General features: G+C 66.8%; 27 protein-coding genes and 2 pseudogenes. 22 read left to right on the top strand and 7 right to left on the bottom strand.

Annotated elements, in window-relative coordinates; translation table 11 throughout:
• The first annotated feature begins 88 nt into the window (after positions 1-88).
• The 6 genes from QH290_RS26820 to QH290_RS26795 are packed head-to-tail and all read left to right on the top strand — an operon-like array spanning position 89 to position 2,943.
• Positions 89-952, top strand: a complete 864-nt coding sequence (locus QH290_RS26820; protein ID WP_280385918.1) for a hypothetical protein — start codon at positions 89-91, stop codon at positions 950-952.
• 20 nt (positions 953-972) lie between these two features.
• Positions 973-1,350 carry a hypothetical protein gene (locus tag QH290_RS26815; protein WP_280385917.1) on the top strand — a complete coding sequence of 126 codons (378 nt, stop codon included), beginning with the start codon at positions 973-975 and terminating at the stop codon, positions 1,348-1,350.
• Entirely contained in the window at positions 1,341-1,691 is a 351-nt protein-coding gene (locus QH290_RS26810) for a hypothetical protein (protein WP_280385915.1), read from the top strand. Before QH290_RS26815 ends, QH290_RS26810 begins: the two co-directional genes overlap by 10 nt.
• Positions 1,692-1,697: 6 nt before the next feature.
• Positions 1,698-1,871: a hypothetical protein gene (locus tag QH290_RS26805; RefSeq protein WP_280385913.1), complete on the top strand. Its 174-nt coding sequence runs from the start codon at positions 1,698-1,700 to the stop codon at positions 1,869-1,871.
• An 11-nt stretch (positions 1,872-1,882) separates the two neighbouring features.
• On the top strand, positions 1,883-2,476 hold the full coding sequence (locus QH290_RS26800) for a hypothetical protein (protein WP_280385911.1): 594 nt from the start codon (positions 1,883-1,885) through the stop codon (positions 2,474-2,476).
• Positions 2,473-2,943 carry a hypothetical protein gene (locus tag QH290_RS26795; RefSeq protein ID WP_280385909.1) on the top strand — a complete coding sequence of 157 codons (471 nt, stop codon included), beginning with the start codon at positions 2,473-2,475 and terminating at the stop codon, positions 2,941-2,943. The genes QH290_RS26800 and QH290_RS26795 overlap by 4 nt, the downstream gene beginning before the upstream one ends.
• 365 nt (positions 2,944-3,308) lie before the next feature.
• Here the strand turns inward: QH290_RS26795 and QH290_RS26790 are convergent.
• Positions 3,309-3,693: pseudogene (locus QH290_RS26790) on the bottom strand (YnfA family protein).
• Positions 3,694-3,886: 193 nt separating this feature from the next.
• Here QH290_RS26790 and QH290_RS26785 point away from each other — a divergent pair.
• On the top strand, positions 3,887-4,330 hold the full coding sequence (locus QH290_RS26785) for a transposase (protein WP_280385907.1): 444 nt from the start codon (positions 3,887-3,889) through the stop codon (positions 4,328-4,330).
• A 136-nt stretch (positions 4,331-4,466) separates the two neighbouring features.
• On the opposite strand, the gene QH290_RS26780 is transcribed toward QH290_RS26785, so the two are convergent.
• On the bottom strand, positions 4,467-4,982 hold the full coding sequence (locus QH290_RS26780; protein ID WP_280385905.1) for a MarR family winged helix-turn-helix transcriptional regulator: 516 nt from the start codon (positions 4,980-4,982) through the stop codon (positions 4,467-4,469).
• A gap of 34 nt (positions 4,983-5,016) precedes the next feature.
• Between QH290_RS26780 and QH290_RS26775 the strand changes: the two genes are divergently transcribed.
• The gene (locus QH290_RS26775) at positions 5,017-5,715 is read left to right on the top strand and encodes a class I SAM-dependent methyltransferase (protein ID WP_280385903.1); all 699 of its coding nucleotides are present in this window, start codon (positions 5,017-5,019) and stop codon (positions 5,713-5,715) included.
• Positions 5,712-6,140 (top strand): spore germination protein GerW family protein, encoded by a 429-nt coding sequence (locus tag QH290_RS26770; protein ID WP_280385900.1) that lies wholly within the window; start codon positions 5,712-5,714, stop codon positions 6,138-6,140. The genes QH290_RS26775 and QH290_RS26770 overlap by 4 nt, the downstream gene beginning before the upstream one ends.
• Here QH290_RS26770 and QH290_RS26765 read toward each other — a convergent pair.
• Both QH290_RS26765 and QH290_RS26760 read right to left on the bottom strand, forming a co-directional pair.
• Positions 6,117-7,328, bottom strand: a complete 1,212-nt coding sequence (locus QH290_RS26765) for a cysteine desulfurase family protein (RefSeq protein WP_280385898.1) — start codon at positions 7,326-7,328, stop codon at positions 6,117-6,119. The genes QH290_RS26770 and QH290_RS26765 overlap by 24 nt on opposite strands.
• On the bottom strand, positions 7,325-7,999 hold the full coding sequence (locus QH290_RS26760; RefSeq protein ID WP_280385895.1) for an ArsR/SmtB family transcription factor: 675 nt from the start codon (positions 7,997-7,999) through the stop codon (positions 7,325-7,327). Before QH290_RS26760 ends, QH290_RS26765 begins: the two co-directional genes overlap by 4 nt.
• 134 nt (positions 8,000-8,133) lie before the next feature.
• On the opposite strand from QH290_RS26760, the gene QH290_RS26755 reads away from it, so the two are divergent.
• From QH290_RS26755 to QH290_RS26735, 5 genes and pseudogenes are all read left to right on the top strand, one after another.
• The gene (locus QH290_RS26755) at positions 8,134-9,501 is read left to right on the top strand and encodes an MBL fold metallo-hydrolase (protein ID WP_280385892.1); all 1,368 of its coding nucleotides are present in this window, start codon (positions 8,134-8,136) and stop codon (positions 9,499-9,501) included.
• Positions 9,502-9,503: 2 nt separating this feature from the next.
• Positions 9,504-10,778: pseudogene (locus QH290_RS26750) on the top strand (MFS transporter); the annotation flags it as partial.
• Between the two features lie 571 nt (positions 10,779-11,349).
• Positions 11,350-11,772 (top strand): hypothetical protein, encoded by a 423-nt coding sequence (locus tag QH290_RS26745; protein ID WP_280385888.1) that lies wholly within the window; start codon positions 11,350-11,352, stop codon positions 11,770-11,772.
• 283 nt (positions 11,773-12,055) lie between these two features.
• Complete coding sequence (locus tag QH290_RS26740; RefSeq protein WP_280385886.1) at positions 12,056-12,355, top strand: hypothetical protein; 300 nt, start codon at positions 12,056-12,058, stop codon at positions 12,353-12,355.
• Complete coding sequence (locus tag QH290_RS26735) at positions 12,352-13,521, top strand: MAB_1171c family putative transporter (RefSeq protein WP_280385884.1); 1,170 nt, start codon at positions 12,352-12,354, stop codon at positions 13,519-13,521. Before QH290_RS26740 ends, QH290_RS26735 begins: the two co-directional genes overlap by 4 nt.
• Positions 13,522-13,584: 63 nt before the next feature.
• Here QH290_RS26735 and QH290_RS26730 read toward each other — a convergent pair whose 3' ends face one another.
• A complete protein-coding gene (locus tag QH290_RS26730; protein ID WP_280385882.1) occupies positions 13,585-14,298 on the bottom strand; it encodes a class I SAM-dependent methyltransferase in 714 nt (237 codons plus the stop codon).
• A 154-nt stretch (positions 14,299-14,452) separates the two neighbouring features.
• A complete protein-coding gene (locus tag QH290_RS26725; RefSeq protein ID WP_280385880.1) occupies positions 14,453-15,079 on the bottom strand; it encodes a hypothetical protein in 627 nt (208 codons plus the stop codon).
• Between the two features lie 191 nt (positions 15,080-15,270).
• On the opposite strand from QH290_RS26725, the gene QH290_RS26720 reads away from it, so the two are divergent.
• From QH290_RS26720 to QH290_RS26690, 7 genes are all read left to right on the top strand, one after another.
• Entirely contained in the window at positions 15,271-16,458 is a 1,188-nt protein-coding gene (locus tag QH290_RS26720) for a hypothetical protein (RefSeq protein WP_280385878.1), read from the top strand.
• Positions 16,459-16,916: 458 nt separating this feature from the next.
• A complete protein-coding gene (locus QH290_RS26715) occupies positions 16,917-18,131 on the top strand; it encodes a GAF domain-containing protein (RefSeq protein WP_280262974.1) in 1,215 nt (404 codons plus the stop codon).
• A 384-nt stretch (positions 18,132-18,515) separates the two neighbouring features.
• Positions 18,516-18,785 (top strand): hypothetical protein, encoded by a 270-nt coding sequence (locus QH290_RS26710; RefSeq protein WP_280262976.1) that lies wholly within the window; start codon positions 18,516-18,518, stop codon positions 18,783-18,785.
• A gap of 251 nt (positions 18,786-19,036) precedes the next feature.
• Complete coding sequence (locus tag QH290_RS26705) at positions 19,037-19,510, top strand: hypothetical protein (RefSeq protein ID WP_280262978.1); 474 nt, start codon at positions 19,037-19,039, stop codon at positions 19,508-19,510.
• On the top strand, positions 19,507-20,523 hold the full coding sequence (locus tag QH290_RS26700; protein ID WP_280262980.1) for a site-specific integrase: 1,017 nt from the start codon (positions 19,507-19,509) through the stop codon (positions 20,521-20,523). The genes QH290_RS26705 and QH290_RS26700 overlap by 4 nt, the downstream gene beginning before the upstream one ends.
• 161 nt (positions 20,524-20,684) lie before the next feature.
• Entirely contained in the window at positions 20,685-21,395 is a 711-nt protein-coding gene (locus QH290_RS26695) for a methyltransferase domain-containing protein (RefSeq protein WP_280385877.1), read from the top strand.
• Positions 21,396-21,641: 246 nt separating this feature from the next.
• On the top strand, positions 21,642-21,827 hold the full coding sequence (locus QH290_RS26690) for a hypothetical protein (protein WP_280262985.1): 186 nt from the start codon (positions 21,642-21,644) through the stop codon (positions 21,825-21,827).
• Positions 21,828-21,856: 29 nt separating this feature from the next.
• On the opposite strand, the gene QH290_RS26685 is transcribed toward QH290_RS26690, so the two are convergent.
• Complete coding sequence (locus QH290_RS26685) at positions 21,857-22,504, bottom strand: class I SAM-dependent methyltransferase (RefSeq protein WP_280385874.1); 648 nt, start codon at positions 22,502-22,504, stop codon at positions 21,857-21,859.
• 91 nt (positions 22,505-22,595) lie between these two features.
• On the opposite strand from QH290_RS26685, the gene QH290_RS26680 reads away from it, so the two are divergent.
• Positions 22,596-23,222: a TetR/AcrR family transcriptional regulator gene (locus tag QH290_RS26680; RefSeq protein WP_280262989.1), complete on the top strand. Its 627-nt coding sequence runs from the start codon at positions 22,596-22,598 to the stop codon at positions 23,220-23,222.
• Positions 23,223-23,289 lie beyond the last annotated feature (67 nt).

Raw genomic sequence — 23,289 nt, 5'->3', positions numbered from 1 at the left:
GTCAGCTCTTCGATGTCGAGTGCGAGATTCCCTCGGTCTCCCCGGAGCGGAACATGTTGTGGGGGATGCGGTTTCCGGAGCGCGTGCGGTGGGGGTGGCGATGATCCCGCGGCCGTTGATGCTGGGATACATCCGCGAGGAGCTGCTGCTCGACGTGGTCGAGGCGGAGCACCAGCTGGACGCGTTCGCATTCGCGGAGGGCTTCTGCTTGGGGCGGGCATACCGCGATGCGGGGACGGCGACGGGTTCGTTGTGGGTGCTCGCCAACGAGATCGAACGTGGCGAGTGCCGCGATCTGGTGGTTCCGTCGCGGATGCACTTGGACGCGGTACCCGGGCCGAGAAGGGTTCTGGTGCAACGGTTGTGGGCGATGGATCCGGCGGTCCGGGTATGGTCGCTGGATCGCCGCGAGGGTCCGGTCGTGCTCCGCCGGCGCGAGCGAGGGGCCGCCCCATCGCATGGCCCCGGTATGACGGAGCTGGACGGATTCCGGTGCCCGGTGTCGCATGCCGGACAGTCGATCGCCCGGCTGCATGTGCACGAGAGCCTGACGCGGGCGGGGCTGCGCGACAGGGTCGCCCCGGTGGACGTCGTGGTCGGCGCACTGCTCGATGAGGCATTGGAGGCCGTGCAGTACCGGACGAGTCGTGAATATCCGATCTATACCCGCACCGCAGCGGCGCTCGACCAGTTGGCGAGCGAGGCCTTCGGCGAGCTGTGGATACGTCTGCTGATCACGCGGTCTGACGAGCTCGTGGTCGAGGTCGTCGAGCAGCGTGAACACGATCGAGACCTGCTCCCCGCTGCTCTAGTGCCGTTGGGTCGCTACGGGCGAATGCGGCCACGTGAGGGCGGAACGCTGACCTGGTGTGCTTTACCGCTGCTGGCGGCATGGACGGAAATGACCCATGCGATTCGGGCTCATCAACAGATCGCCGCCGGGGGTGCATGATGAACCGGGCCTCTGCGATTGTGCGACAAGACATCTCACGCCACGCGACCGACGAACACGTCGCACGGATCCGCGAGCTGGCCGCCGCCCGGCACTGGACCCTGTGCGGCGTGCTGATCGCGCCCGATGACGGCTGCTTCCGATCGATCCTGGCGAGGTTCGGAGAGGACCGGATCGATACGTTGCTGGTGCCGTCGGTGCTGCATGTGACCGGTTGGTTGGTCGAGGTCCGGTACCACGCCGAGGTTGTGACGCTGGAGCCGTTCATGCGGTGGCCTCGGCACTCGGCGCAGGACATCATCGCCCGCTCGGGCCCCACCGGCACCGCAGCAGGGCGGGAGCAGGTGCTCTGCGCAGGCGGCCACGTCGGGGTGGGTGGTGATGCGTTGTGGGCCTGACGCAGTCGATGTACGGGATAGTGCGCGCCGACCTGGCCGGCGTGGTCGCCGAGGACTGTGTCCGAGAAATACGCCGGTGGGCCCACGGCCATGGCTTCGATCTGCGTGGGATCGAATGCGTCTACTCCGACACCTCGTTCCCGCTTCTCATTGCGACCTTGCGGCCATCGCGGATCACCGCGGTGGCGGTGCCGTCGCTGATCCACGTCGCTGGTTGGGTCGACGCCCTGCGCAGCGAGGCGGACGTGTGGACGATGCACCCCCTGCGGTGCTGGCCGCACCGTACGGCCCCACCGACCAATCCGAATGCGGCACAGCCGCAGCGGAGGCGACGGGAGTGAGCTGTCATGGATTGCCATCTGACCGTGCGATTGGACGACGGCGCGCCCCTGCACTATCGGGCCGACCGGCGTGTGGCGGAAGCTTTCGCTGCTGCCGCCGCCTATCTGGCCCAGATCACCATCGACGACCACGTGCGGACCTGGATGCCGCAGCTGCCCTGTCAGAGCCTCTGGGAGTAGCCCGGAACGGGATGACCGCCGACCACTCGAACGAGGAGCAGCAGTTGATGCCCCCATTTGGAGCGTCGGGGATCGGCCATGGCAACGGGCGAGGAACCACCGATCAATTCAACGAAGAAGGAGCGATTATGCACACCACTATCGCTGCTATCGCAGCCACGAGCACTGACGTCGACCTGATGGTCGAGCAACGCTGCAACCTATACCGGGATCTGTTCGAGCTCAACGCTTTCCGCGACCCCGCGACGCGTGCGATCCAGATGGGTACCGGCCGGATGTGGGCGGTCATCGTGCCGAAATCTGTTGGCGCACGGGCCGGAGCACTGTTGCAGGAGCATTGCGCGCCGATCTTTTCTGTCGACCATGCGATGTGGGTATTCCTGACCGACCCCCCAGCGCGCACGCCGTACAGCGTCGAGGTAGGGGTGAATCTGTGCCGATTCGGTGCCGCCGCCGTACTTCCCGGCGGGAGCATCGAGCTGCCGACACCGGGCAACGAGAAACGGTGCTGGCTCCGGCCGCCCATCGAGGGCGGTGCCCGGCCGCCGTTCGACACCGTGGTCGGCGCCATCGTCACCGCGGGCAATCGGGCGAGGTGGCCGTGACCGACATGGATATGCGGTCGCCGATGGACTGCCAGCTCGACCCGGCCTGGCTGGAATGGTCGACCGACAAAGACGAGCGGCTCCGCGAATTCTTCACCCACGACGTCCCGGCAATGGTCGCCGACAAGTACTCCACCGCGGGACTGCGCGTCGCCGAACACGCACTGCTGCAACGGTTCCCGCCAGGACCATCCGCCCCACCCGAAGAGGAGGCTGTCGTTCGGTTCGCGTGTTATCTCGGGCAGGTGTTCGTCGAGAGTTTGAACGCCTACTGGTTCAACGATCCCTTCCCGTACACAGCACCGCGAGCAACGATCCGGTTCGAGTTCACCGACGTCCGGATCGACGTCCACGACCAGGTCGTTCTCGCCCTACACCACCGCACCGGCACCCGGTGGCACGACCTGCATACCGCGCTCGCCTCCCGCTGCCGAGCGTGGTGGGAATCCGGCCGCAGCGCCCGATAACCCGCTACAGACCGCGTGCCCAGACAACGCAGAGTTCACAGGGAATAGGAATGGCCGAAGGAATTGTGAAGTGGTTAGACAAGAAGCGCGGCTACGGATTCGTCAACGTGTACCGGCCGCCGGGAGTCGCCCCCGACAAACGATCGGACCTCACGAATGAGGTTGCCGAGGTCGGTACCGAACTCCCGCGCCGAAGCCTCCAAACCAGTCCACGGCGGCATGCACATCCCCCGGCGTGACCTCCACCGGATCGGTCATCCCTCCCCTGCGGTCGATCAGTTCACCTCACCTTCGCACTATAAGACGACCCGCACGCCCACGCGGATCCACCAACTTAAATGCCCAGCAGCAGCATCGAGAGAGCCTTACCTGGTGGCAGTCTCGAATCGCGGGTGAACCATCGACAGCATGGTGCAAGTCGGGCGGGGTGCATACATGATGATGGCGACGCCGATGAGGCAGATGAGTGCACCGGTGATATCCCAGCGGTCGGGGCGGAACCCGTCCAGCGCTACTCCCCACAGTAGCGATCCGGCGACGAACACTCCGCCGTAGGCGGCCAGGATGCGGCCGAAGTTGGCGTCGGGTTGCAGGGTGGCGACGAACCCGTAGAGGCCCAGGGCGACGATGCCTGGCGCCAATCCATGCCCAGCCTTTGTGTTCGCGCACGCCTTGCCAGATCAGCCAGGCGCCGCCGACTTCGGCGACTGCGGCGAGCGCGAACAGTAGGACGGAGCGTAGGACGGTCACGGCTGGTGAGCCTACGAGATCACCGATCGACTGGCCGGAGTGCAGCCGCAACTGCGCCCTGTGTTCCGAGCGGCATTGCCTTCGATGGTGGCACTACGACGGTGCATGCCACAGCCGTGAGCACGGCCGTGTCGCCGGGTCCAGATCAGCCCGCCGATGCCGATGATCAACGCGATCCCGACCGGTTCCAGCCATGACAAGCTCAGCAGCGCGACTCCGCCGCCCGCAACCCCAAGGGCCAGCAGCGGTGCAAGGCACCAGGCGATACAGATCGCGGCACCGGCCCCGATGGAGGCCCACCAGCGTCGGGCGCGCTCACCCCGACGAACTGCTCGCCGCTTGCCCGGAGATGGCCGATCTGGCCCGGCTGGTCGCCGAGTTCGCGCAACTTATGACCGAGCGCCGCGGCAGCGACCTGGACTCATGGATGAAGCAGGTCCGCGAGGCTCGGCTGCCCGAACTCGGCCCCTTCCTGCGCGGCCTCGACCAGGACCACGACGCCGCGATCGCCGGCCTCACGTTGCCCTACAGCAGCGGCCCGGTCGAAGGCGTGAACACGAAAACCAAACTGATCAAACGACGAATGTATGGACGAGCCGGACTTCCACTCCTACGGCACCGCATCCTGCTCGCCTAGCATCGACCGCCACCGGAAGTGCACCAGAGCCGTTAAATTGACAGTCCCCACGGCCCGGGGGCGACGCCGAGTACACGCGGAATTCAAAGTCCCGCCCTCATATTCGATGTGTGTGCTGTTGTGAGTATGTCGGTGGTCATCCGGGCTGTCCGGTATGGGAGTTCGGGTGGGTGTCGGGGGTGGGGCAGTCGTCGGGGGGTGTGCTGCGTAGCCGGGTTATGGCGGTGTCGATGACGGTGAGGAAGGTCCGTAGGTCCGCGGGGGGTGTGTCGCCGAACAGTGCGGCGGCCATCGTGTCTCGTTCGTCGCGGAGGGTGGTGGTGAAGGTGTGGCCGTGGCCGGTGAGGCTGACGAGCAGGGCGCGGCGGTCGGTGGGGTGTGGCCGTCGGGTGACGTAGCCGTCGTCGGTGAGGCCGTCGACGAGTCCGGTGATGTTGCGGGGGGTGACGGCGAGTAGGTCGGCGAGGGTGCGCTGGGTCATGGGTCCGTGGTGGTGGAGGGCCCACAGGAGCCGGGCGCGGGCTTGGGTGAGGCCGCGGTCGGCCATGCCGCGTTCCATCATCGCCCCGAGTAGTTCGGTGAGTTGAAACAGCCGGTCTGCCGCGGTACTGGCGGGGTCGGCCTCACCCGGTATATCGTGAAGCGACTTCACTATGTAACCACCTCCTAATTTCTAGGGTAGCGGGGTGGGTTTCGAGTTCGAGAGGGCGGTGGCGGTCATGCCACAGCAGATCAGACGTCGGCCGGTGTTCGCCCGGGTGTATGCCGGGTTGTTCGAGCCGGGGCTGGAACGGGCCGGGGTGGCCGAGTATCGGCGCCGGTTGCTGGCGGGACTGTCCGGGCGGGTGGTGGAGGTGGGCGCGGGACACGGTCCGAATTTCGGCTTCTACCCGCCGGAGGTGACGCGGGTGGCGGCGGTGGAGCCCGAGCCGCTGTTGCGGGCGCGTGCCGTGCGGGCGGCCGAGGAGGCGCCGGTGCCGGTGGAGGTGATCGATGGTGCGGCGGAACGGCTTGTGTTCGGTGCGGGGGAGTTCGACGCGGCGGTGGCGTGTATGACGTTGTGCTCGGTGGCCGATCCGGCCGTGGCGCTGGCGGAGCTGGCGCGGGTGGTGAAACCCGGTGGGCGGCTGCGGTTTTTCGAGCATGTCCGGTCGGAGTCGGCGCGGATACGTCGGGTGCAGCGGGCCGTGGACGCGACGGTGTGGCCGCTGCTGGTGGGTGGCTGTCACACCGGCCGCGACCTCCTGTCCGCGCTCGGCGCGGCCGGATTCACCGTCACCGAGGTGGAGCGGTTCCGGTTTCCCGACACCGCGTTTCCTTCACCGGCCGCCGAGCATGTCCTCGGCACCGCGGTGCTCGGCTCGCGAGGTGAGGATCTGTCGTGACGGGCGAAGCAGGCGCCGTGACGGATTCGGTGCCCGAGGGCGGTGTGGGTGCGGCGGAAGCGTCGGCGCGGTTGCTGGAGCGGATGGCCACCCGGCTCGGCGGGATAGCGTCGGCGGCAACGGTGTTCGGGACACCTATCGTCTCGGAGGGGGTGACGGTCGTGCCGGTGGCGCGGGCGGGCTTCGGGTTCGGTGGCGGCGCGGGCCTGGAGGTGCGCGCGGACGGGACCGGCGAGGGCGGCGGAGGCGGGGTGGACGTCCGGCCGCTGGGTTACCTCGAAATCCGTTCCGGCACAGTGCGCTATCGGCCGATCCGCGATCCGTGGCGCGATGTCGCGATCCCGCTCACGTCGCTGGTGCTGGCGACCGCCGCACCGAAACTGCTCCGCGGCCTCGCGCGGCTACGCCATGGTCGACGGCGTTGAGCGGCGGGCTCGGCCCTCGCGTGACGTCACAGCGTCGATGAGCGCGGTGACGGCCGTGGTGATGTCGCCGGGGGTGCTCCAGCGGCCCAGGGACAGTCGCACGGCGGCGAGGGCGCGCTGGCCGGACAGGCCCATCGCGGTCAGCACCGGTGAGGGGGTGTGGGTGCCGCTGTGGCAGGCCGATCCGGTCGATGCCGCGAGCTGTGGTGCGGCAGTGAGGATTTCGTGCCCGAGCGTGTCGTCGACGCTGATGTTCAGCGTGTTCGGCAGACGACGGGTGGCCGGGCCGTTGAGGTGCACGCGGCCGGGCAGGGCATCGGCCAGCCGTCGGTACAGGTCGTCGCGCAGGCGCCTGGTCCGGTCGGCGGAACCGGAGGCGAGGTCGGCGACGGCGAGGTCGGCGGCGGCACCGAGGGCGACGGCCAGGGCGACGTTCTCGGTACCGGCGCGCAGCCCGTGTTCCTGCCCGCCGCCGTAGACCACCGGCTCCAGCTCGACGCTGTCGCGCACGTAGAGAGCGCCGATTCCCTTGGGCGCGTACATCTTGTGTCCCACGAGGGTGAGCAGGTCGATGCCCAGCGCCTGCACGTCGAGGGGGATCTTCCCGGCGGCCTGGGCCGCGTCGCAGTGGAACACCGCTCCGTGCCCGTGGGCGATGGCCGCGAGTTCCGGTATGGGTTGCAGGGCACCGGTTTCGTTGTTGGCCGCCATCACCGACACCAGCACCGTCTCGTCACCGACGGCATCGGCGAGCGCGGCGGGGTCGACAAGGCCATCCGCATCGACCGGCAACAGTGTCACGCGGGCGCCGTGCAGTCGTTCGAGGGCCCGGCAGGTGTGCAGCACGGCGGGGTGCTCACTGGCCTGGGTGACGATATGTGGACGCGGCGACCGCGAGGCGAGTGCGGCGCCGCGCAGGGCGAGCAGGTTCGCCTCCGACCCGGACGCGGTGAACACCACCTCCTGCGGGGTGGCGCCGATGAACGCCGCGATCTGAGCGCGGGAGCGGGCCAGGGCGGTCAGCGGGGTGTCGGCGTAGCGGTGGCCGCTGGAGGGGTTGCCGAAGTCGTGGCGCAGGTAGGGCAGCAGCGCGTCCACGACCCGGGGGTCGACGGGGGTGGTGGCGTTGTAGTCCAGGTACACCGGCCCGTCGGCCAGGGCGGCCGGGATCGGGGCCGGGCGGGTCATGCCGGGACCGCGGTGTCGGTGGGGAGTTCGGCGAGGCGCCATTCGAGCATGCCGTCGTGCAGGCGGACCGCGCGGCGCCCGCGCTCGGTGAGCAGCCGCACCGCGTCGTAGGCGAGCACGCAGTATTCGCCGCGGCAGTACACCACGATCTCGGTGTCACCGGGCAGCTCGCCGATCCGCTCGGCCAGCTCGCCCACCGGAATGCTGACCGCGCCCGGGATATGCCCGGCCCGATACTCCTCGACCGGCCGCACATCCAGCACCAGCACCTCACCGGCCGCGGCCCGCTGCAGCAGCTGCTCGCGGGTCAGCTCCTCGCCACCGCCGGGCCCGAGGTAGGCGTCGCGCGCCGGGGCCACGGCGGCTTGATGCGTGTCGGCGACCTTGCGCAGCAGCGCGAACAGCTGCGCCACATCCTCGCCCGCGAGCCGGTAGTGAATGCGGACCCCGTCGCGGCGGGTGGCGACGAACCCCGCCTGCTTCAGCGTCTGCAGATGCGCCGACGCGGTCGTCAGGTTCAACCCGGCAGCGGCCGCCAGCGCCTCCACCGTCCGCTCGCCCTGCGCCAGCAGATCCAGCAATTCGAGGCGCTTGCCGCTGGCCAGCGCCTTCCCGCTGGCCGCGAACGCCTCGTACAGCGCCGCCTTCGCCGACGGTGTCGCAGCACCCATCAGATCCTCCATTCATCCATGGAATACCGTACACCGGTTGCTTCTCCAAGGTTCCATGGAATAGTCTATCTCCATTATTCCATGGTTTATTGGAATAAGGTGGCCCGCTCGGGCCGACGACACAGGAGCAACCGATGCCGACCGATTTCACGCTCGTCCCCGTCATCGACGAGGGGCTGGGCAACTCGACCTATCTACTCGACCTCGGCGACGGCCGGGCCATGGTGCTCGATCCCGAGCGCGACGTCCGCGCAGTCCGCGCCGAAGCCCAGCGGCGCAACCTACGCATCGCCTACGCGATCGAGACGCACATGCACGCCGACTTCATCTCCGGCGTACGGGAACTCGCCGACACCGACGGCGCGACGGTGCTGGCCCCCGAGGTCGGACCGCGCGGCTTCGCGGTCACCGGTATGAGCGACGGCGACACGGTCGAGCTGGGCCGATTCCGTTTGCAGGCGTTGTTCACGCCGGGGCACTCGCCGGAGCATCTGTCGTATCTGCTGCACCACGGCGACCGGTTGCTGGGCGTGTTCACCGGCGGGTCGTTGATGGTCGGCACCGCCGGGCGCACCGACCTGGTCAGCCCGGACCAGACCGTGCCCCTGGCCCGCGCCCAGTACCACTCACTCCAGCGGCTCATGGAACTCCCCGACGACACCCCCGTCTGGCCCACCCACGGCGCCGGGTCGTTCTGCTCGGCCGCCCCCGACGGCGAGCGCGTCAGCACCGTCGGCCGCGAGCGTGAGACCAATCCGCTGCTGCAGGTCGCCGGGGAAGACGAGTTCGTCGCCGCGCTGCTCGGCTCGCTCGGCACCTTCCCCGGCTACTTCCTGCGCCTGGGCGAGATCAACCACAACGGCCCCGCCGTCCTCGGCGCCACCCCGGCACTCGCTCCACTGACCACCGCCGACGTGCAGCACCTGATCGCCGACGGCGCACAGGTTGTCGACGTACGCACAGCGGCGGCCTTCGCCGCCGGGCACATCCCCGGCGCCCTGTCGATCACACTGCGGCCGGTGTTCGCGACCTGGCTGGGCTGGCTGGCCGACCCCACCCGGCCCGTCGTCATCGTCCGCGACCCGAGCCAGAATCCCGACGACATCGCTTGGGAGGCAGTCAAAGTCGGCTTCGACACCCTCGCCGGAGAACTGCACGGCGGCATGCCCGCCTGGACCGGGCCGCGCGAGGACGACGCCACCACCCTGGTCGCCGCCGACCGCCTCGCGATCCAGCCGGGCGCGGTGCTCGATGTCCGCCAGCACGGCGAATACACCGCCGGGCACGTGCCCGCCGCCCGCAATATCGAACTCGGCGCCCTCACCGCCCACCTGGATCAGGTGCCCGAGGGACCGGTCGTGGTGATGTGCGGGCACGGCGAACGCGCCATGACCGCCGCCAGCATCCTCGCCCGCGCCGGGCACACCGACATCCGGGTTATCGACGGCGGCGCCGCGGACTACGCGCGCGCGACCGCAGGCACCCTGCAGGTGGGGTCGTGAGCGTGAGCACCGCCCGCCCGCCGGTGCTCGGCCTCCGCGAGAACGCCGCCCAGTTCACCCTGCTCGTCGCGGTCAACGCGCTGGTCGGCGGCATGGTCGGCCAGCAGCAGACCGTGCTGCCGCTGCTTGCCGAATCGGTGTTCGGGCTCACCGGCTACACCGTCATCTTCACCTACGTCGCCGCCTTCGGGATCACCAAAGCCCTCGCCAACTACCTCGCCGGAACCTTCTCCGACCGATACGGCCGCAAACCCGTGCTCCTCGTCGGCTGGCTTGTCGCCGTCCCGGTGCCGGTGATGCTCATCGCCGCACCGAACTGGTGGTGGGTGGTGGCCGCCAACATCCTGCTCGGCATCAACCAGGGCCTGACCTGGTCCACCACCGTCGTCATGAAGATCGACCTCGTCGGCCCGGCCCGGCGCGGGCTGGCCATGGGCCTCAACGAAGCCGCCGGATACGGCGCGGTCGCCGTCAGTTCCCTGCTCGCCGGATACCTCGCCGAGCACCACGGACTCCGCCCGGCACCGTTCCTGCTCGGACTCGCCTACACCGCCCTCGCCCTCGCGCTGTCGGGGATCTTCGTCCGCGAAACCCGCGACCACGCCCACCTCGAAGCCGGACACCACAGACCCCGCGCCGACGGCCGCCACGATCACCTGCACGCCGACCTCACCGACCGGCAGATCCTCTGGCAGACCAGCCTGAGGGAACCCGCCCTGTCCTCGGCCAGCCACGCCGGACTGGTCAACAACCTCAACTTCGGCCTGTCCTGGGGCCTGTTCCCCCTCCTGTTCGCCACCGCTGACCTCACCACCGGCCAAATCGGACTACTGTTCGCGCTCTACCCCGGCGTGTGGGGCGCCGGGCAACTCGTCACCGGCGGCCTGTCCGACCACCTCGGCCGCAAACACCTCATCGTCGGCGGCATGGCCCTGCAAGCCGCAGCACTCGCGATCATCGCCCACTCCAGCGGATTCGCCGGATGGGCCACCGGCGCCGTGCTGCTCGGCGGCGGAACCGCCATGGTCTACCCCACCCTGCTCGCGGTCATCGGCGACGTCGCCCACCCCCGCTGGCGCGGCCGCGCCGTCGGCGTCTACCGGGTCTGGCGCGACCTCGGCTACGCCGCCGGCGCCGTCCTCGGCGGCATCGTCGCCGACCTCCTCGGCCTGCACGCCGCCGTCTGGGCCGCCGCAGCCGTCAGCGCCGCCTCCGCTCTCGCCGTCGCGATCCGCATGTACGAAACCCACAGACCAGCGAAAGAGCCACGCACACAACACAATCGCCTCGCGTCGCGCGGGTATCGGTCTCGACGGAGCTCCGATAGAGACGTTCCGAACAGCATCGCATTGGACCACATCCTGATCAGAGTCTCGACGGCCCGCTTCCGTCGGGGACGGGGCGTGTCTCCTGCTAGGCATCGGTGCTGTGAACTGCGTATATTCGGATCTGGAGCCGGGTCGCCGGGTTGGTGGTTCCGGTTCGGCCTGATGACGATTCTGAGCGACCGAAGTCCGCCGTCCAATGACTCGAACGGATGGAGGGCCGTGACGGGAGCGAGTGTCACCAGGTCGCAGTGGGAGCGAGCCGCAGAGATGGTGACAGGTAACGCTGCCGTGTGCGGGAGATGTGCACGTGCGAGGAAGTAGACGGCTGGACAGTCGACCGCCCGCAGGCTCGCCGTTAGCATCCACTGCGCTGGAGCTAGACATCCGGCCTGGCAATCCAGGAGTTGGCACACTGACGATCTCACCGGGCTGATCAGTTGGCGCAACGGCCCGATCGGCTGACTGCCACGACAGTTGAGCATGTTTCGCTGGAATCAGTGATCTTGGCGAGGAGGAGCACATGAGCGACGAGGTAGTTGGTCTGCCCACGAGAGTGAATCGACTGTTTAGTACGCTTCACGCTCGGGGTGAGCCGGAGCAGAACGTGGAGGGCGTCGCTGTAAGCGTTTCGGCGATGCTGGGCCGGACTGTGCCCTCCACGGCGATCACAGCGTTGCGCAGCGATCCGCACGCGGCGGTCAGCTCCGACACCGAGTTGCTGGAAGCGCTGGCGCGTCATTTCCGCGTACAGGTGGAATATCTGACCGGACCGGCGGATGAGGTCGTGGTGATTGATAGACAGTTGCGGCTGCTGGCGGCGACGCGCGACGCCGGTGTGCAGCATCTGGACTTACGAGGTGACGAGTTGGATGTCGACGCGCTGGCGCGGGAGTTGTCGAAGCTGCCGCGCGAAAACTCGGAACCACTTGATCAGCAAGAATAGACTATTCAGTACGGAACTAATGCGTGACGCGAAGGGAACCTGAGCCGCTCGACGTAGCCCGGAAGGGAGGGGAACGGTGACTCATACGGCGCCACATGTTCAGGACACCGCCCAACTGGTTGCCATCCCGTGGCCGTGGGATCCCCACGAATACGTCGACCGAGTGGCGAAATACCGGAATCGGCCGATAACGGTGTGCCCGATCGACCCGAATGCATTGGCGGGCACTGGGTGCGGCACCGGGAGCGGATTGTGGATCGCCCGCGAATCCGACGACATCATCATGGTCGGCGCGGACACCGAGTGGCACGCCGACCATATCCTCGCCCACGAGATCGGTCACATGCTGCTGGGTCACGGATCGACCACACCCGGCGGCGACACCGACGATCTGCCGTTGCAAGCGCTGATGCCCGCCCTGGACCCGGCATCGATCCGTAGTGTGCTGCGCCGCCAGGACTATGGGACTGCCCGGGAGCGGGATGCGGAAACCTTCGCTGGTCTGGTGATGGTCGAAGCCACACTGCCCCGGCGGATGCCGTCCAGGATCCGGTCCACCTTCTTCCTCGGCCGACACCGATGACCTCGCCGATCCCCGGCTGGTTCGCGTGGCCGGCGCTCGTCGCGGTCATCGCAATCACTGGTGGGCGATGGTGGCTGCTGAACGATAAGGTCGTCGACCGCCTTATCAACAGGGCGATGTTGGCCGGGATCTCCGGCCTGCTGCTGCGTGAGGCGTGGTTCGAGCATCTCCTGACGCAGATCGTGTGGTTCGCCAGCGATACCGACGTCCTGCAACTGTGCAGGCAGCTGTCGTTCGGGTCGATCCTGCTGAGCGTCTCCTACGTCTACGGCATCGCGAAATTGTGGGAGGGTGCGGACCCGACAGGGACGTGGCGCCGTCAACGTGTTTACGACCTCGTCGCCGTCGCTGCGACGGTCGTCATTCTGGTCGCCGGTACCCCGGCTCGGCGCGACGATTTGCTGATCGATCAGGCCATGGGCTGGCCGGCGGTGATCGCTTGGACGGCGTTCTACGCGCCGATCGGCGCAATGGCGTGGGTGATCGCCCGTGTCGGCATTCGGGAACTTCGTAGCGGCGACACCACGTGGCTCGAGCGGGCGTTATACGTGGGCGTCGTGATCTACGCTTTAGCACTCGGGCTGGATTCAGTCGCCACCCCGATCCTCACTGCGCTCGAAGTCATCGGTGATCGGCCCGCGCAAGATCCGGAGATGAGCCGCAAGGGCTGGATTTTCTTCCTGTCCAACGTCACCGCCGGGGCCGCGGTGGCGGTGCCTCTCGTCTCGACGATCCTGACGCGTACCGGCTGGGACCGCACCGGACGATATTGCCGACGCCTGCAACCCGTCTGGCGAGATCTCACCGCCAGCGTCCCGGAGATCGTCCTGGACCCCCTCGACGACCGGCGCGAAATCGCGCCCGCGACGCGACTGCACCGGATGATCATCGAGATCCGCGACAGTCTGCTCCATCTCAGGCGCTACAGTCCCGAGCCCGACATCGATCCGGTTGCACCGGGGGGCGTCCTGCCGTATGCGGTAAGCATCGCCCGAGCTATCGATGCCAAACAAGCAGGCCGCACCCCGCGACCGGCCAGCACAACTCCGCACACTGTTCGCCTCGCCGCGCGAGACCTCACCGCCGACCTCCAGCAACTTCTCGACCTGGCGAGGGTTTGGCCTCGGGCACGCCGCATCGCTGCCGGCGAGGTCACCCGTCAATGAGGTCGAGTCGTTCTTCCAGCCAGTTCAAGCCAATCGGGCCGACACTGTAAGCCGAATGCAGGATCAGGTTAGTTGGCGAGGTCGGCGGCCGGTGAACAAGGTGACGTCGCCTACATCGGTGAGCGTGTGTTCTTCGAAGACGGTGGTGAGCGCGGTTTCGAGGTCGTCACGGTCGTCGTCGCTGTTGTTGAACGCGCCCGCGCGGCTGTACGCGGTGGTGAGGAATCGCCCGAACAAGGTCCGTGGTGTGCGCCCCCGGCCGAGGATCGTGGACCCGAACAACACCCCTTCGGCGGTGAGCACCCTCGACAGGTGCTGGAAGGCGACACCTTTTTCGGTGAAATTGCCTGGGATGCAGTGCATCACGAAGTTGATACCTATCGAGTCATAACCGGTTCCCGCCGCAGCAGGCACCGGATCGAGAACGCTGCCCACAACCTCATCCACGGCGTGTCCGGCCTTACGAAGGCGCCGCGCGGTGAAGGCCAGCGGTGTGGGATTGAGGTCCATCAGGGTGATCTGGGCTGGCCCATCCGAAAAGTCGGCATGTGCCAAATACCAGCCGGAGCCGGGACCGACCTCAAGGTGCCGATGCCCGATGTTGTGACGGTAGGGCTCGAGCATCGTATTTGCGTCGCATCGCCACCCGTATCGATTGCTGAGCCGGATGACCCAGATGTCGTAGATCGTAAGAAACGCTACCGAGTACGGTGCGGCGGCTTCGTGAACAGCAGCCTGCCGGGCAGATGTTCCGGCGTTCTCGTGGGAAGCGCTCAATCCAAACACCCCGCAGTGTCTGATCGTTGGTATCGAGCCGGACCGTGTTACCAGCATCCCACACGATCACTCTCGGGTACCGCACCGGCTGTCGATCACTCGCAAGCCCGCAGCCGTCGGCGGATGAGCCAGCCCGGCGACCCACTCACAGGTGTCATTGGCTCGCTCGCGATCGGTACCGCTGTTCGAATTCCTGCTCAGTCTCGGCATCCAGTTCGTCACTGCGACCGATCAGCCAGCGCCGGTACAGCCGTTCGACCGCATTCGGGTCATCACGGGAGACCGGGACGGCCAGCGCCTCACCGAAGGCGATCTCGACCACCGGGTGAACCCGGTCGCCGCGGTTGCGTTCAAGTATGTCGGTGACGAACGGGCCGATAATGCCGCTGACGGCCTGGTCGAGGCAGGATATAGCGTTTGGCAACTCGGCGACCGCCGCGGTATGCAGCATCCGCTGCGCCTCCAGCAGGGGGAGCAACTGCTCGAGATCGAGCGTGACGCTGGTTGCGCCGGACTCGAAGGGATGGCGGTCGTCTTCGGTGGGCACGGGCCGGCGGCCTTCATAGTAGGCGACGCGCGCCGATCCGGGTTCCCAGCCGAGCGCGGTGTCGTACTTGCGGAAAGTGCTGGGACGCACGTTCTCCGGCAGCTCACACCGCTCGGCCTGGACCTGTGTCGGCACCGCGGGCCCACCAGCTTCGCGGACCTCCTGCATCGACAGGCCTCGCTGCTTGCGCCGGTCGCGCACAACCAGAGCGAAGAACTCGTCATGGGCTGCCATGCTGCAAATACTACCTTAAAACTTCCCGAAGGTGTCCGTATCTGACTTCTCAGATGCAAGGACATCAAATTCTTAGATTTTTTCTTCTTGAAAACAACCTAGAAGCTGCCTACTGTGTAGTGACGTACCTTATGCCGAAGCGGCACTCGTGGTCGCCGCCTCGTCACCGAGAGCAAAGCGAGGGAAGCGCCATGGGCGAACCACTACGAGAGCATTCGGATGATGCCGTCGAAGTCGCACTGGCAACGGCATCGGCGGGGAGCATCGGACCGCATGCCCGTCCTGCCAAGGCCCTACGTGCCGACGGTGTGAACTCAGCCCAGCAGGCCGCGATCGGCCCGCTCGGCTCGGGATGGCCACATGCATCGGGCAACGCACCTGGTGCGCGCACTGGATTCGGGTTCATTGCCGAGTGTCTCGCCGGCAGCAAATCCGAACCCACGGTGATCGCCGACTCGGCAGGCCCACACAGATTCCATCGCATGTTCCGTACTCTGCGCGAGACCAACGAGCCCTCTGTGGCGCCGCGATTCGCGGAACAGGGACTCGCCCTGGTGCACCGCGCGGTTCGCGAAGGCCGCGCGATGACCACACACCTGCCCATCGGAGGTCAACACGTGCCGGTCCGCTGCTACCCGCTGATGGGGCCAGGCGGTGCCGTCCACGCCGTACGGATGGAAGCGGAGCAGCCCGAAGGTCACCGTCCGCGAATGCCGCTGATTCCGGTCGAGTTCGACGCTGAGCGGCTGGCCTGGTTCGGCACACCTGACGGCCCAGCGTCCGCGATGTTTCGCTGTAACACGTCCTGGACGCTTCCGGCGTTGCTGGAACATGTTGTGTGGCTGGATAAGCGGCTGGATCTGATCGCCCTGTTCGACCCGTTCGAGCCAGCCTCGCGATGGTGCGAAAACCTCGTAGTCGTCGACCCTGTCACGCTGGCGAGGTATCACCTATGGATGGCCGCCCGCTCCGTCATCGGCCCGCAGGGCGTGCCGATTGTGCGGGCGGTGATCGCCGATCTCACGGGGCTGGTTGCGGCTCCGGACCGAGACCCTCTGACCGAACACCTCTCGGCGCGCGCCACCCGAGGACACGGCTCAGCGCTGATGGACCTGCGCACGACCCTCATACATTCCTTCGCCTGCCCCAACGACCCCCGCCTGGCCTTGTGGCGGCACCGCAACCCGCAACTACACCCCGACGACCTGCCCGCGATCATGACAGCGGTCGCCGACCTCGCCGCCGGCAAGCCCACCACCATCACAATGCGGATCCGGTTCGCCGACCAGAACCCCTGGACGAGGCTGCATGCCACCAGCTCACCACTGATGAATTACTCACGCCCGCAAGCATCCATCGACTTCTGGATAGAAAACTGAATCACCAATAACGATACATAAGTACCAGATTTTCGCGTAGTAACAGTACAACGAAAGACCTCCGGCGATCCGAGGTTTCCGGCGCCGAGTTCCCCACCGGTACTGGCTTGTTCCAGTGCACGGCCATCGCTCTCCCATCGCTGCCTGGGAGCGGTGCGCCTTCGGGCCTCGGTTCGCCGACCGCGCCTTTCGAGGTCCGAACACCAACACCCGTTTGTGTCGTTCGACTCGAAAGGCGTTGTCATGCACCCCTTCCCGGCATCAGCTGGAGGCGACTCCGGATGTAGCCGCCGAACGGTCGATGGCCGGGACAGCTATCGGCTGCCAGGCCGACCGATCTGCTCGACGACACGATCGTGGTTCGCGGTCGTCGTCGACGCCGGTCGCATCCCACGGAGTCGCTGCATCCTCCCACTCACCACCGGCTCCAACACGCCGATCGGACAAAGGAGCCCGCGATGACCATCGACCCGCACTCTGACACCAATCCTGAACCCGCCCGGCATCTTCCGAGTCGCGTCGTCCGCGACAGGCCGCTGCCCGGGACCCACGAAAACCAACCTGACCGCGCCAGGGCTGCCGAGCGCTGCCCATCACCGGCAGGACTGCCACGCCGACGTCCGGCAGCCGCGAGCCAGAACTCCGCGGCACCTTCTCTCGACGCCATACCCCAGCCTGACCTGCTGGGTTGGGCTCTCGCCGAGACATTGGCCGACAGTGGCGAGACTGTTGTGGTCGCTGAGGGTGACAAACTCAAATCCCTTGGGAAGCTCGACCGTACACGGATCGCGCAGAGCAGGCGGGCATCGGCGGCGATCTCCGCGCTCGTGCATCAATGCCTGGCCACGCGGAAACGTCAGTACCGCGACATTCCAGGCACCCATCCGTTGGCGGTCCACGTCGTTCCTGCCGTAGGTCCGTCGGGCGCGGTTCTTGCCGTGCAACTATGGGCTGGCACGGCGTCCCAGAAGCCGCCCCAGCGGGGACCCGTCGGCACAGTCGAATGGGACGCCGCAACCGGTGTGGCCGAACTCAATACGGCATTGGAGCGACAACTGGGGATTCCGGCACCGCTATCCCGGCCGCACTACACATTGCCGGATCTCCTCAGCCACATCGACGGATTCGACGACTTTCTCGGATTCCTCGATCTGTTCGATCGTGCGTCAACAGTCGATCGATGGGTCGGAACGGTAACTACTCCAGGCCGATTCAGCATGATCCGCCGCCATCTGCGCATCGTGGCCCGTGTCCATTTCGAGTCCGGCAACCGCCGTGTGCGCGCCATAGTCCACGACATCACGACCATGCAGCCACCGCCACCGCCGCACGTCGACTCGGTCACGCTTGCCGGCTACCCGACATCATCGACCAACGCAATCGCCCGCATCGACCTCGGCACCGGCCTGATCAATCGCTGGATCTGCCTCAGTCCAGGGACTCTCGAGCCTTGGGCCTATCAGAACCCGGAGATCGATACCGACGGCACAGCCGATATCGCTCGATGCTGCGCCCAGCTGCACCGTGGCGCAACCACCGCCACTGCGGATCTGCGAATTCGCTTCGCACACTCGAACACGTGGATTCCAGTCCACGCCGAGTGGATCGCGCTTCCCGAAGCCCGCCGACCGCAGGCCCTCGTCGTCCTCGTGCCAGGCGTGCCGGGAACATGACCGTCCCACAGCCTCAACCTCCAATCCTCTGTCGGCGGCGCGACGAGATGGCGCCGGTGGCGTTGTCTGCAACAGGCAGTCCCCGTCCGATCGGTGCGTCTTGTCTCGCCGCCGTTAACCAAATAGTTGCGCGCTCAATTTAGCTGTTCTAAAATTGTCTATGCGCCCCTCCAAGGGGTTTCCCGGTGATCGCTGGCAGCGGATCCGGATGTAGCGCCGTCAACAGGAAACGCATCACTGCCCTCGTGCGACGGCTTCCGATTCTCTTGACCGCGGCACAGCTCGCTGTCGTGGATCGGTTCGACCTGCTACTCCGGCGGTCCACCGGCTGATGGTCTCGTCTCGCTAGCCGTGCCCGCCGGATGCCCTTATGAGGTGTTTCCCATGGCGCAGATTCAGCAATACCCGCCTTCGATTCGCGAGCAACAGATTGCCATGTCCGCGCTCGCTCACGCAGCGCGCCGAGATTTCGAGGCCGTGACCCGCCTCATCACAATGATCCAGGATCCCGAGGAACAAATACGCCCAGCTTTTGTCATCGTCACGTTGCTCGCCGAGTTCCACAACGGCACGGACCAGTACGACGCCGAGGAACTAGCGCTCTGGTTCGCCGATAAGGCGCAAGCCCTCGCCGCACAGGCCGACCTTCCGTGAACAGGCCGACACAATGGAACCCACACAACACCGACCCGGTGGACCGGGCCGAAGAATTCTCCGAATCCACCAAGTCTCGGCCCGTACCGGACATAGCCCGGATCGTATCCGCCACCTTCGTGTCAAAGGCCACGAACTCTACGACCGGGCCTGGAAAGCGGGCGACGCCCAAAATTCTCCTCTGCTCTTTGACGAAGCCGACGTCGACGAATGGGTCGCGGGCAAAAGGCTCCACCCGAACAGGACAGCGAATGAGTAGCGACCCGAAAGGCACCGCCTTACCACTGACCTGGTCCGCCAGCCAATCCACGGTTCAGGCTGATTCCGATCTGCCTACACAACTTCCGATGCCGGAGCTAATCGGCGACGTCGACGCCCAAACTGATCAATTCCACTACAACGTCGCGTCGGTCGGCCTCAACGGCCGTCTCAGTGACCGCAGGCCGGTCGGGGTCTTGAATTGGGGACCCGAGTCGAGATTGGCGATCGAGGTCGCCGGACGAACCATCGTCATCAGGGAGGACCCGCGCGGCGACTGTCGGCTAACAGGTCGAGGGCATCTGCTTCTACCAGCAGGTTGCCGTCATCGCTGCCTGATCGAACCGGGTGAGCGAGTATTAGTCGCAGCGTCAGTGCACCGCAAGCTTGCTCTTGTTTATCCGATTCGGCTTATTGAGCAGACGTTGTCACCGCTGCACGAGCAAGCGATGGGTGGTGCCCGATGACAACCGCCACCGAGATCGAGGCCGCCAGGCTGTTGCTTGCGAAACTCGGACTCACACCGCAGCAACTCGTCGAGGCCACTCCGCCTGTCAACGTCCCGACCTTCAGTGCCTACATACCGGCGATCATCGCCACGATGCCGCCGAGCACACTCCGCGTCTACGGCCCGTATCTACGGCGCATCGAACAGGCATGGAGCCAGCGCGTCATTACCGAGCCGACCCCTACCGAGCTGCGGCAACTCGCCGAACGAACCAAACAGCAGGCAGTCGTCCGTCGCAACTCCCGCGGCGGACGTAGCGCCGCCGAGAGTCTCATCGCCGCCGCCCGGTATCTCTACCGGCACGCCGAAGAAGACCGACTCATTCGGCCCGCCGACAACCCAGCCCAAAAGGTGGCCAAACCTCGCAGGCTGGCCAGCACCAGACGCGCGATACCGAACCGCCAACTCGCCGAGATCGTGGACATCGCGGCGACAACGGGCAACGATCCGTGCCTGGACGCCATGCTGCTTCGATTACACATCGAAACCGCCTGTCGACGCGCCGCAGCCCTCGCCCTACGGCCAATGGACCTCGACCCCGAGCAGTGCCTCGTCTTTCTACGCGAGAAAGGCGAAACGGTCCGGTGGCAACCCGTCTCGCGCCCGCTCATGCAGGCCATGCTGCATCACATCGGAGAACGACACGGTCAGACTCCCGCCGAAACCGAACCGCTGTTCCGCCAGCGTGACGGACGACCCGTCACCCGTCGCCGCTACGACTCTCTGTGGAACCGAATCGGCACTCACCTCGAATGGGTCCGGCGCCAGCAGGTCAGTACACACTGGCTCCGCCATACAACTCTGACTTGGGTCGAACGCAACTTCAGCTACGCAGTCGCCCGCGCCTACGCCGGCCATACCGAACCAGACAGTCGCACCGGACAAACCATCACCTATATCCGTGCCAACGTCCAAGAAGTCGCCGAGGCGCTGTCCGCGATGACAGGAATCCCCCACCCGCTGACAACCTGATCGGGAGCGGGTATGCCTGCGGCGCAACTGGTTCCCGGCTTACGCTGGTCCGCACAGTCGTCGTTGGTGTCGAGCCGAGACGCGGCGGGATGTGGTCGAGAACGGGGTGTGTGGTGCCGAGGGTCAGGTTGCGCAAACGGGCGCTCGGCCGGGTCAACGCGATGCTGCGACCGATAGGGTTCGAGGTGGTCAGGCCGGTCGACGACTTCGCCGATTACATCCCCTTCGAACGGACCCAGGTGGGCGCGAAAGCGGCGGGTTTGGCGGTGGGTGAGTACATCGATCGCGAGTTCAATGTCCCGGGATCCACGCAGGACACCATCGACCGGATGGCTGCGCTCGGCGTGTTCGACCGGCCGATCTCGCGGGTGTGCGAGATCGGTCCCGGCTCGGGACGCTACCTCGAGAAGGTGCTCGCCGCGTGCTCACCACAAGCCTATGAGATCTACGAGACCGCCACCGCGTGGCGGGAATGGCTGGTCGCCACCTACCCGGTCACCGCGCATCCCGCAGACGGCCGCACCTTGGCCGCGACAGCGGATGGGTCGGTGGATCTGGTGCATTCGCACAAGGTGCTCAACGGTCTGAAGATTCTCGACGCGTGCGGCTACCTCGCCGAGATCGCCCGGGTCACCGCACCGGGCGGTGCCGTGGTCTTCGATGTCCTGACCGAACGCGCGCTCGATGAGGTCACGCTGTGCCGCTGGCACGAATCCGGGGCCGGATATGTCACCAGCATGATGTCCGAACAGTACGCCGTCGACTTCTTCACCCGGCGCGGATTCACCCTCCTCGGCGATTTCCTCGCGACTTCGATGCCAGGTAAGACGCACTACCTCGTCTTCCAACTCGAACGCGCCAGCAGCTGCTGATCGCGGCCGCAGTCCGTACCGCACGGCGGGCGGTGGCCGGTCAGCGACGGGACGTGCTGCGCGACAGACGCAGCACGACGGCGATGCCGCCCAGCCGCAGCTCGTCATCGACGCCAAACACCGGTGCGCTGGTCGGGCCTGATCACCGTCGACGATGTCCTCCTGCGCCTGCTACCTGTCGTCGCTCACCAGGGACAGCTTCGGCCCCCGTTCTCGAAGTCATACTGGCGGGCGCGTGGGAGGGGCGTGACCGCGGAATCTGCGGTGGGCCTGTGCTTCGCTGTGATCGTGGCGGCGTTGCCACCACCGACGTGCTGCCAGCCCTCCCGTGAGGTGTATCGCGATGCCGACGAGGATCAGAGTCAGCCCGGCATGGAGCCAGAGTCCGGTGTGGGCGGCGATGCCGACGGCGGCGAGCACGACCACGCCTAGGCGCACCGCAGACGAGGTTCGGGATGCGCTCATGCGTCGCCACCCGGCTTACCGGCGCGCACATAGTGCAGGAACGGGCGTACGGTACCTTCGGTCACGCCGATGAAGCCGGCGGCTCGCACCATCGGCGCGATGCGGTGCACTGGGTTGTCGCGCATGGTTTCCCCGGCGAGGGCGCCGACGAGGTGGCGGCCGAGCGGGCGGAAGTCGGCGATCATCAGGCGCCCACCGGGCGTCAGGACCCGGAACATCTCCGCCACCGCCTGGCCGCGGAGTTCTTCGGGCACATGGTGAATCACCAGGCTGGACACCACCACATCGACCGAACCGTCGGGCAGCTCGAGGTCCTCGGCCTTGCCGTGCCGGAATGCGCACGTCCCGCTCGCGCGTCGGCGCTGGGCGTGGTCGATCATCGAGTCCGACGGATCGATGCCGTCGGCCCGACCGCCCGGAGCCGCCGCTGCGGCGGCGAGCGCGGTCAGATACCCCGGACCGCACCCGACATCGAGCACCCGATCACCGGGCCCGATCCCCGCGAGCCGGGCCAGCTGGCCGTACGCCCGGCTTCGGCGCGTCCCGAACGCCACCGCCCCGAGGACCTCGTATGCCCTGGCGTGCCCGACCGCGCCCGGCGCGTCCTGCTGTGCGTGCGCGTGGAATGTATGGCTGAAGACCATCACGGAACCTCATAACTTAGTCGCCACTAACAACAAGGGTTATGTTAGTGCCGACTAAGTTATGAGGGCAAGGGGTGGGTACGATGCGGACGTGACCGACCAGCACAGTTCCGCGCCTCCGGCAACTCGGGGGCGGACGCGGATGCCTGCGGCGCAGCGGCGGGAATCGATCCTGGCCGCGGCGACCGAGGTGTTCGCCGATCTCGGTTACGAGCGGGGGAAGACCGCGGTGGTGGCGCGGCGGGTCGGGGTGAGCGAGCCGGTGATCTTCCAGCACTTCCGCACCAAGGCGGCCCTGTTCGCCGCCGTGCTGCGCCGGGCGGGCGATCACGCCTGCGGTTTCCTCGACCAGCTCGCCGCGCACCCGGTGCCGCTGCGCGAGGTGCTGGCACGGCTGCTGGCCCCCGCCCATCTCGAGCAGGTGCACGCTCGCGGTTCGCTCGGGGCGTTGTTCGCCGAGGCCGCGACCGTGACCGGGGAAGAAGAGATCGACACCGCCGCCCGCGAGACCACCCAGCGGATGGCCGCCGCGCTCGCGCGCCTGCTCGACCACGGCCGCACCGCCGGGGAACTACGAGCGGACCTGGACCCCGAAGCGGCGGCGTGGTGGCTGCTGTCGCTGGTGGCCTCGCAGAACTTCCGGCGCACCACCGCCCCCGACCCCGCCCGCACCGAGACCCTCGTTGCCGAGGCCACCCTGACCTATCTGACCGGCTGAACCGACCTGCGCAAAGGGGCGGAACGGACGTCACGCCCTCATGTTCGCATCTGCGCACATGTTGTCG

Origin of the sequence: Nocardia wallacei (genome assembly GCF_029869545.1) — a bacterium.
GTDB classification, from domain to species: Bacteria; Actinomycetota; Actinomycetes; order Mycobacteriales; family Mycobacteriaceae; genus Nocardia; species Nocardia wallacei_A.
Note: the sequence above shows the minus strand (reverse complement) of the source record. Positions and strands in the feature narration are given on the sequence as shown.